This is a genomic window from Staphylococcus ureilyticus (assembly GCF_002902235.1).
Classification (GTDB): Bacteria; Bacillota; Bacilli; order Staphylococcales; family Staphylococcaceae; genus Staphylococcus; species Staphylococcus ureilyticus.
This window is the reverse complement of record NZ_PPRL01000161.1, coordinates 3,953-5,269: the sequence shown is the minus strand read 5'-3', so window position 1 is coordinate 5,269 and position 1,317 is coordinate 3,953. Positions and strand designations below refer to the sequence as shown.

Below are 1,317 nucleotides of genomic sequence, written 5' to 3'. Positions count from 1 at the left end.
CTACTTGATAGTATAACTTTATTAATTGCAATCACCTTTGTATATAGACAAATTAAGCGCAAAGGTTTTTAAATAATCATATTTAACCCACTACCTCTGATTTGAGGGGTGTTTTTTTGTGCAATACTTATTTATTGGAACATATGTTAAAATGTATTTGAATTTCATGCAATATAATAAGGAGAATACAATTTGAGCAACTTTATCAAGTTAGAAAATGCATTTGTATTTATTGTTACATTAAGTATTTATTTTATGTTTGATTTCTCATTATGGATCTTTCTCATATTTTTATTGTTGCCTGATATAACAATGTTTGGCTATATTATAAATAAAGAAGTGGGGAGTAAAATCTATAATATCGGTCATACATATATCTTACCTATATTATTTACTTTGTGTTATTTGCTAACTAAAGAATCTTTACTGTTACAAATATCTTTGATTTGGTTAGCACACATTAGTATGGATAGAACAATTGGATATGGACTCAAATATGCTATTGGTTTCGATAAAACTACTATACAGAAAGTTTAAAGGCATTGTTTTTGATAGTTAATATCAAAGAGAAAAGCATTGTTTTAAATAAGAGGGGGTATATTTTTGAAGAAAAGAGATTTGAAAATTTTAAAGATTACTTTCTCTGGGTTAGCAGCTATTTTATTTTATATTTTTGGATTATGGATTGTTAGTGCTTTCTTTGCTTTATTGTCATTGTATTTCATGGACCAAAAGGAATGAGATAATGAGTACAATACTATTCTAACCATCAATATATGCTGCTTGGGGTTATTTTATGTGTTATTCATATATTGGTTTATGGTTGGTTTTGAACTACATAAACTACAAGGAGAAGTTTATGCTTGCCATTGATAAAAGCTTTATTATTAGAACTCTAAAAATACTTCTGTTTAGCCTGAGTATAATGATCTTAACGATTGCAATTACATATAGTATCAATATAAACGTGAAAGCAATGATTAAAGGTATAGATAACGATATATCTCGTTCTGTTAAACAATCTTCAGGACTAGGTGCAATTATTATATATATCGTAAATAATGGTTTTATAGTTCCACTACAAATGTTCCTGCTTTCACTAATACCTATTCAATTTTTATATTTCTTTAATTTGATATATAGTTCTGTATTGCCAGGTATTGTGATTGGTATTTTATTAAAAATTGATTTTTATAAAGCTATAGCCAATATCATATCTGTATTTCCTCATACTACACTAGAAATTTTAGGTTTCTGTATATTTGCAAGTGTATTGTTTCAACTAAATAAATCAATTCGAAGTAAAATCAGAGAGCT

General features: G+C 26.9%; 3 protein-coding genes. All 3 read left to right on the top strand.

Annotation, left to right across the window (positions count from 1 at the left end; translation table 11 throughout):
* The first annotated feature begins 192 nt into the window (after positions 1–192).
* Positions 193–537 (top strand): DUF4260 domain-containing protein, encoded by a 345-nt coding sequence (locus CD150_RS12880; protein WP_064209652.1) that lies wholly within the window; start codon positions 193–195, stop codon positions 535–537.
* Positions 538–603: 66 nt separating this feature from the next.
* Complete coding sequence (locus CD150_RS13525) at positions 604–741, top strand: hypothetical protein (RefSeq protein ID WP_164987251.1); 138 nt, start codon at positions 604–606, stop codon at positions 739–741.
* A 118-nt stretch (positions 742–859) separates the two neighbouring features.
* On the top strand, positions 860–1,317 hold a 458-nt coding region (locus CD150_RS12875), incomplete at its 3' end, for a stage II sporulation protein M (RefSeq protein WP_240621240.1).